The 7,172-nt window shown below is 63.1% G+C and carries 6 protein-coding genes, 2 tRNA genes and 1 pseudogene; all 9 read right to left on the reverse strand.

Annotation, left to right across the window (positions count from 1 at the left end; all coding sequences use genetic code 11):
- A partial coding sequence (locus tag EN943_RS32960) for an alcohol dehydrogenase catalytic domain-containing protein (protein ID WP_164778501.1) occupies positions 1–275 on the reverse strand: 275 nt, incomplete at its 3' end.
- A gap of 36 nt (positions 276–311) precedes the next feature.
- Positions 312–1,589 carry a beta-ketoacyl-ACP synthase gene (locus tag EN943_RS32965; RefSeq protein ID WP_127416131.1) on the reverse strand — a complete coding sequence of 426 codons (1,278 nt, stop codon included), beginning with the start codon at positions 1,587–1,589 and terminating at the stop codon, positions 312–314.
- Between the two features lie 43 nt (positions 1,590–1,632).
- Positions 1,633–2,823 (reverse strand): beta-ketoacyl-ACP synthase, encoded by a 1,191-nt coding sequence (locus tag EN943_RS32970; RefSeq protein WP_127416132.1) that lies wholly within the window; start codon positions 2,821–2,823, stop codon positions 1,633–1,635.
- 56 nt (positions 2,824–2,879) lie between these two features.
- Positions 2,880–3,161, reverse strand: coding sequence for an acyl carrier protein (locus EN943_RS32975; RefSeq protein ID WP_010909964.1), 282 nt, complete (start codon positions 3,159–3,161; stop codon positions 2,880–2,882).
- A gap of 231 nt (positions 3,162–3,392) precedes the next feature.
- The gene (locus EN943_RS32980; protein WP_164778502.1) at positions 3,393–4,535 is read right to left on the reverse strand and encodes a slipin family protein; all 1,143 of its coding nucleotides are present in this window, start codon (positions 4,533–4,535) and stop codon (positions 3,393–3,395) included.
- 357 nt (positions 4,536–4,892) lie between these two features.
- Positions 4,893–4,959, reverse strand: a tRNA-Asn gene (locus EN943_RS32985).
- 1 nt (position 4,960) lies between these two features.
- Positions 4,961–5,034: transfer RNA gene (locus tag EN943_RS32990), tRNA-Tyr, on the reverse strand.
- A 229-nt stretch (positions 5,035–5,263) separates the two neighbouring features.
- Positions 5,264–5,812: a histidine phosphatase family protein gene (locus tag EN943_RS32995; protein ID WP_127416133.1), complete on the reverse strand. Its 549-nt coding sequence runs from the start codon at positions 5,810–5,812 to the stop codon at positions 5,264–5,266.
- 103 nt (positions 5,813–5,915) lie between these two features.
- A pseudogene (locus EN943_RS33000) lies at positions 5,916–7,172 on the reverse strand (tetratricopeptide repeat protein); the annotation flags it as partial.

A 7,172-nucleotide genomic window follows, 5' to 3' on the forward strand; every position in this document is an offset into this window, starting at 1 on the left:
CCGCAGGTGCGCGCGCCGTAGATCGACACCAATTGTCCGGGCAGCAGGCTGGAAACGCCGGGGCCGACCGCCTCGACCTCGCCGGAGGCCTCCGCACCGACGACCAGCGGCAGCTTACGCTTGGCGAAGGCCATGCCGCGCCAGCCCCAGACGTCGATATGGTTCAGCGCTACTGCCTTGATGCGCAGCGTGACTTCGCCGAGTGCTGGCGGTGGGGGAGGCGGCAGGTCCACCGTCTCAAGACGGCGGTCCTCGATAAGTTGCAATGCGCGCATGGGGCCTGTCGGTTCAGTCTGGCTGAAAAAGGTCGCTTAGACCGGTTCCCGCGCCATGACAAGGCAAGTGTTCTGGCCGCCGAAGCCGAAGGAGTTCGATAGAACGGTGCGGACCTCGGCATTGCGCTTCTTGTTCGGTACCACGTCGAGCACGATCGCGGGGTCGGGATTGTCATAGTTGATAGTCGGCGGAATGACGCTTTCGCGCATCGTCATCAGCGAGAACGCCGCCTCGACAGCGCCCGCCGCCGACAGTGTGTGGCCGATCATCGATTTGTTCGACGAGACCGGCATCGAGCCGATCCGCTCGCCGAACACGGTCGACAGCGCCAGATACTCCATCTTGTCGTTTTCCGGCGTCGAGGTGCCATGGGCATTGACGTGGTCGATCTCGTCTTCACTCAGGCCGGCATCGGCCAGAGCGGCGCGAACCGCGGCGATGGCCGGCGAAGCGTCCGGCTTGGAGCGGGTGCGGTGGAAGTCGTCGGCCTTCTCGCCGCAACCGCCCAGGACGCCGAGAATAGTCGCGCCGCGAGCCAATGCCGTCTCAAGCGATTCCAACACCAGCGCACCGGATCCCTCGGCCAACACGAAGCCGTCGCGATCTCTGGAGAAAGGCTTCGATGCCTTTTCGGGAATGTCGTTGTGCGTGGAGAGCGCCGAAAGCAATGAGAAACGGATCAATGCCTCGGCGGTCGCGGAACCGTCCGCGCCGATCGACAGCGCACGGTCGCATTCGCCGCGTCGGATCGCCTCGACACCGAGCTGGATCGCGGTGGCACCTGAAGCGCAAGCCGTCGACAGCGTGATCGGCAGACCACGTGTGCCAAGGCGGTCGGCAAGGCGGTCGGCGATCGAACCGAACTGGGTGGTCTCGAAAATATCCAGCTCTTTCAAGCTACGCGCGACCCGAAGCAGTCGTTCGGCGGCGGTGTTATCTTTGTCCTTGTCAGAATTGTAGAGCGAGAAGCGCTCGGCCCAGTCGAGTTCGACCGGCGGCGATGCGAGGAAGAGCGGTCCGCCGAAATCGCTGGAATCAAGACCGGATTCGGTCACCGCCTCGAGGCCCGCAAGCTCGGCTAGCTCATAGGTGAGTGGGCTGGCACCTTTCGAACTCGACGGCAGGAAATCGACCATACCGGAGATGCGGGTGTTTAGTTGATCGATGGGAAAGCGGGTGATCGGGTGAATGCCCGACTTGCCGGAGGTCAGCGCCGCCCAGTTGTCTGATTTGCCGACGCCAAGCGAGGTCACCACGCCGATGCCGGTGACGGCGACGATCGGCCTGCCCATGTGATCTCTGAGATTGGCCATCCGGGAGCCCTCTTATCGTTGCAGCATGGATCGTGGAGCCGCGTTACGCGGCATTGACCAGCGCCATGCCCTCGAATTGGTGATAGCCGATCGCCGTTGCAAGGACGGTTGCGGGAACGCCTTCGAACGGCGTCTCGGCTGTGGCATCAAAGACAGGGTAGGCGGCCTTGCGGTCGACAGCGAGTGCCGCCAGCGCCACTGCGAAAGGAAACTGCGCTTCCTTCATGTGCCCGGTCAGCGTCGAGAAGCCACGCGCGGAGATCGCCGGATTGGCATCGAGCGCTGCCTTCTCGGCTGTTGTCGCCGCATGCGCCCCCGATGCGCCCGACAGGGCCAGCAATTTGCCGTTCGGCAACGCAGCCTGCTTGAACAGCGCGGCGATCTCGGCGTCGAGTTCTCCCCGTCGCCGCCGGGCGCGGCCGGAGACGACCGGCCCAAGTTCAGCATAGATCTTGCGGCCGCGGCTCATCGCGTGTTCGCGCTGCTCCAGCACCAGGAAGGCGCCGCCGGAGCCGGTCACGACGCCACCGCCCTCAGTGCCCTGTCTCTGCCAGACCGGCTTCCACGGGCCGCGATGCAGATAGCCGGCGAGTTCATAGCCGAGCAGCATATCGGAATGTTCGGTCTGGAAGGCACCGCCGACCAGGATGTGCGTCGACTGGCCCGAGCGGATGCGTGCGGCGGCCGTCTCGACTGCGGCGACGCCGGCACCTTCCTCGCCCATGAAGGTTCTGGACGAACCGGTGACCTTGTGGACGATAGAGATGTTGCCGGCGAGCAGGTTGGACAACTGGGCCAGGAACAGTGTCGGCCGCAACTCGGTGGTCAATTTCTCGTTGAGCAGCACATCGCGGTCATTGCGGCTTTCCGAAGCGGCGAGAATGGCGGCATCGACCGCCTCGTCGCGCTCGCCACCGCCTGCGGCCACAACCATGTCCATGGTCGCGCAGAGTTCGTCATTGCCCTTGATGCCGGCGTCGTCCAGTGCAAGGCCGGCAGCATAGGTGCCGAGCCTCTGCCAGGTTTCCATCTGGCGCTGGTCGCCACGCTTGGCGATCTGCAGGTTCCAGTCGATCTCAGGCAGCGGATGGACGGTATAGGGCGCAAAGCGCGTCGCTTCGAACACCGGCTGCGGGCCCGGCTGCGCCAGCTTCTGCCAATGGGCATCAGGACCTTCCCCCAGCGAGGAGACAAGGCCGATACCAGTGATGACGACGTCGCGGGGGCTGCTCATGGGCGGCTTTGTGGGTCAGGCGGCAGAGCGCGTCAAGATCGTGCGCTCAACCGACGTCAGGCAGTCTTGGCGGCAACCAGCGCGTCGATCTTGGCGCACAGGTTCTTCATGACGAAGTAATCGTCGGTCGAAGCCTTGCCGTCATTGACCTCTTGGGTCCACTTTTCCAGCGGCACCTTGATGCCGAATTCCTTGTCGATGGCGAAGACGATGTCGAGGAAATCGAGGCTGTCGATGCCGAGATCGTCGATCGTGTGGCTCTCGGGCGTGATGGTGTCGATATCGATCTCGCTGGTGTCGGCAATGATCTTGGCGACTTTGTCGAACGTGGTGGACAAGGGCTTTTCCTTCGGTTGCGGGCGGAATCTGTCCGCATCTTGTTTGGGCGCTGTCTAATCGGTTTTTTCCGGCAGGAAAAGGCCTGATACGCCGGGCGCAGATGGGTAGGGTGCCTTCGAAACGCAAGAAGGGTCGCCGGTTTTACCCGGCGGCCCTTCAGTTGACGCCACGTCAGCCTCTATTTCGATGCATGTCGTTTTCCCAAACCGGAACACTTTTGGCGACATGCATCAGCTGTCGCGGAGCTTGACCAGGTCGTTGAGCAGCCCGCCCGTTCCGTTGTGGACGGTCAGCCGCTCGACCTTGCCGGCGATGGTCTCCAGCGCCTCGAGCTCCTTCAACCGCAGCATCACCGGGTTTTCCGCCATCACCCTGGCCGTGTTGAGGAGGGAACGGGTCGCGTTCGTCTCCTCGCGGCGACGGATGATGTTGGCCTCGGCCTGCTTTTCGGCCGACACCACCTGGTTGAGGATCTCGCGCATTTCGCCCGGCAGGATGACATCCTTGAGGGCGATATCGCTGACCTCCACGCCGATCTCGGCCATATCGGCACGGACCTTGGCTGCCGCCTCCTCGTCGATCGTCACCTTCTTTTCGAGGATCTGATCGAGTGTCAGCGCGCCAAGCGTCTTGCGGAAGGCATATTGCAGGGCGCGGTAGAGGGCTTCGGAGAAGTCCTTCACCATGCTGACCGCCTTGACCGGATCGACGACCCGGTATTCGGCTGCGATGTTGACGCGGATCGTCACGCGATCCTTGGTCAGCACTTCCTGCCCGGCAACGTCGAGCGACTGGCGCTTGAGGTCGACGACCTTGATCTGCACCATGCGTCCGACGTTCCAGAAGCCATGCACGCCCGCCGTCAGCGTCCTGACCAGGACGCCGTCGATGAACAGCAGCCCGGCCTGACCATCGACGACCGGATGGACGGACATCAATTCCGCCTTCCGGGCCTGGCCGAGCCGGCGCATGACCGCCGCATCGATGGCGAGATCGACTGACGTGTCGATCAGCGTCACCTTCCAAGGGCCGGCATCCGTCCACAGCACGAGCTTGCGATCCGGCGCCAGCACGGCATGCAGATTGCCGTCACGCTCGATGACAGCGACATCCGTGCGCCCGGTGCGAACGACGGTGAAATGACGCGCGGCCACATCCGGAAGCTTGTCGAACAACGCCTTCTCGTATGCCGAAACGAATTCCGGGTTCTTCAGATCGTGCCGAGACACTTCGAGGCTGCCGCGCCGGTTGGCGAGCCAGTGCTCGCCCGGCAGCAGGACAGCCTTGATCTCACCCTTGTGGAGGGTGAGGGCACGTTCGTTTTCCTTTACGAGGACGCGCTCGCGTCCAAGAACCTTGTCGAGAATTGTCATTGTCTTACTCCTGTCGGGCATGGCCCCATGCGAGGCGTCAAGTCATGCGTCGATCGTTCCTTTCGTTTCTCGTTTCGCGTCGTCTCTTGCGTCACAGCCCAGGCACGAATGATCCGGGGACTGGTGGCATCAATCCGTGGCGGGCCTTCGGGAGCGGATCGCGGGGCAGCGAAGCGGGCGCCGGAGGCCTTGGCCTCCCTTGCCGGCGACACTGCGCCTTGATCGTCACCGCGAGCCTGGCCGCGAGCCGACGGCGAAAGACGCTGGAATGATCCGCGCCCGAGGGCTTGGGTCACCCGTCCAGTCTTTCGCATTCCAGTCCCCGGACCGTTTTTCGGATGGCTTTTCAAGGCCAAATGGAGAAGGAATCGAACCTTCGACAGTCAGATTAACAATCTGATGCTCTAACCAAACTGAGCTATCCGTGGTGCGAATGAAGGGACTCGAACCCCCGACCTCCGGATTATGTCCGGCGCTCTCCCAACTGAGCTACATCCACGATCCCAATCCCCAAAGCGGCGCCGTATACAGAGCGGCAAAGCCGCCTGCACGGGCGGAGACGAAAGCTCCAACCGTTGTGCTCACTTCGGTTCTCGTGACCGGGAGCGCGCCTATAGCGCCTGCGACGGGTTGTCGCAAGCCGCATTGTCATAGCGGATTTGCGGCTACCTTCAGAGGTGGCATTTCGGCAACACCGCTTTCGGCGTCAGCAATCGCGCGCGGTGCGCTCAGAAGGTGACGCGGCCGAGCACGCGCAGGCCATCGCCCTGCGGCTCGACGACCACGGCCTCGCCTTCGCGCGGCGAGATGCCGGTCAGCGCCACGATGTCTTCCAGATGGGTGACCATGACCAGATTGTCGGAGCCGGAATAGGCGCGGATTTCCTTCATGATCGCGTCGAGCTGTGCTGCCTTCTCGGCCGGATCGCTCTTCAGGAGATCAAGCGGCGCAAACGGTTCCGGCTCGGCCTCGAAGGCGATGCGGGCGGTGTCGAGGCAGCGGCAATAGCGGCTGGACAGTACGCGCTCGATCGGTGCCGCCCGCGCGGCAAACAGAGCGCCGATCTTGCTTGCCTGCTGCTTGCCGCGCGCCGACAGGTTCATCTGGGTGGCGCAGCTGTCGATGTCGAAATTGGCCGGATCGGTGGTGCCGGTGACCATGGCATGGCGCAGCAGCACGACATGTCCGCCATCGCGCAGCAGCGCCCAGCCTGCATCCGTGGCGTGCGCCACGCCGGGAACAACAAGCAGGAACAACGCCAAGGCAAATCGAATCATCCGCTATCCTTCTCCGGTTCCCGGCAATGGGTTCCGGTGGCAGGACATATAGGGACGGTAAAGCCAGCCGAAAGACAAGGCGCGGTCGGCGGGAAGCGTAGACCTACTTTTTCGCCATCTGCTTCTTCACCAGATCGATCTTCTGGTCGGTGAGCGGGATGGGCATGGTGTAGCCGGCTTCGGTAAAGCCCTGCTTGGCGTTCTCGAAGAATCCGATCGCTTTTTGATATTCGACCTTGCCACCACCATAGCTGGCCCGATTCCAGCTGACGTCGCCGAGATTGTTCTGCGCGAAGGCCCATTGCATGGGCAGGCTTTCCCTGGTGAACACCTTCAGCGTCGCCGTGAAGGCGGCCTCGGCATCACCGAGATATTTGTCGGTGCGTTCGAGATTGCCGAGGTTGAGCAGGCTCATGCCGACGCCGTTCTGGGCGTTGGCCCAGTCGATTGGCGCGGCGTCGATGGTCAGCACTTCGAGTGCTGCCCGCCGTGCGGCGATTGAATCCTGCAGGGTCTTGGGATTGGCATCGCTCATGCTCAGCCAATGCAGCGTCGAGCCGAGACCGGCCTGGGCCAGCGCCCATTGGCGCGGGTTCGTCTCGCGCTTGTACTCGCGCAACGCATCGCGGTAGGCGGCAATGGCCTCACCGTAATGTTCGGGCTTGTCGGTCACGCCGCCCAGAAGCTGCAGCGTGTTGCCGAGATTGTAGTGGCTCATTGCCCAGTCCTGCGGGAATTTCCGTCTGACATAGACCTGCCGCGCGGCCCGGAACGCCGCGGCTGACTGCTCCAGCTTGGCCGCGTCGCTGGTGCGCTGGCCAAGCGTCTGGTAGATCGAACCGAGATTGTTCTGCGCCGACGCCCAGTCCATCGGGAAACGCTGCCGGGTAAACACCGTCAGCGCATCGTCATAGGCCGCAGCTGCCTCTTCGAGCGCACCGGTGCCCATATCGAAGCGAGCGACACCGCTCAGCGCGTTGCCGAGGTTGAGCCGACTGGTTGCCCACGAAACCGGGAAGGTCTCACGGGTTCGCACCTCGAGCGCGGCACGGAGCGCGTCGGCCGCCTCGTTTATCTTCGCCTTGTCGTTGAGTTGGATGCCGAGCGACACCAGCGTGTTGCCGAGATTGTTCTCCACCATCGCCCACTCAACCGGCGCCTTTTCGCGTGTGTATTCCTCAAGTGCCAGCCGGTAGGCCACTTCTGCTTGCGTCAGATGTTCGCCGGCGGCTTCGCGCTCGGAAAGCGCATAGAGCGCCAGGCCGAGATTGTTCTGCGAAGCGGCCCAGTCGAGCGGCACTTTTTCGCGCGGGCGTTTCTCGAGGGTGGCGCGCATCGCCACCACCGCTTCGTTCAGGCG

Source organism: Mesorhizobium sp. M7A.F.Ca.US.006.01.1.1, from assembly GCF_003997935.1.
In the GTDB taxonomy this organism is placed as follows: domain Bacteria; phylum Pseudomonadota; class Alphaproteobacteria; order Rhizobiales; family Rhizobiaceae; genus Mesorhizobium.

Coding starts and splice junctions, on each gene's coding strand:
- EN943_RS32970 (WP_127416132.1), bottom strand. CDS start 2,823: ATGAGCAGCCCCCGCGACGTCGTCATCACTGGTATCGGCCTTGTCTCC.
- EN943_RS32965 (WP_127416131.1), bottom strand. CDS start 1,589: ATGGCCAATCTCAGAGATCACATGGGCAGGCCGATCGTCGCCGTCACC.
- EN943_RS32980 (WP_164778502.1), bottom strand. CDS start 4,535: ATGACAATTCTCGACAAGGTTCTTGGACGCGAGCGCGTCCTCGTAAAG.
- EN943_RS32995 (WP_127416133.1), bottom strand. CDS start 5,812: ATGATTCGATTTGCCTTGGCGTTGTTCCTGCTTGTTGTTCCCGGCGTG.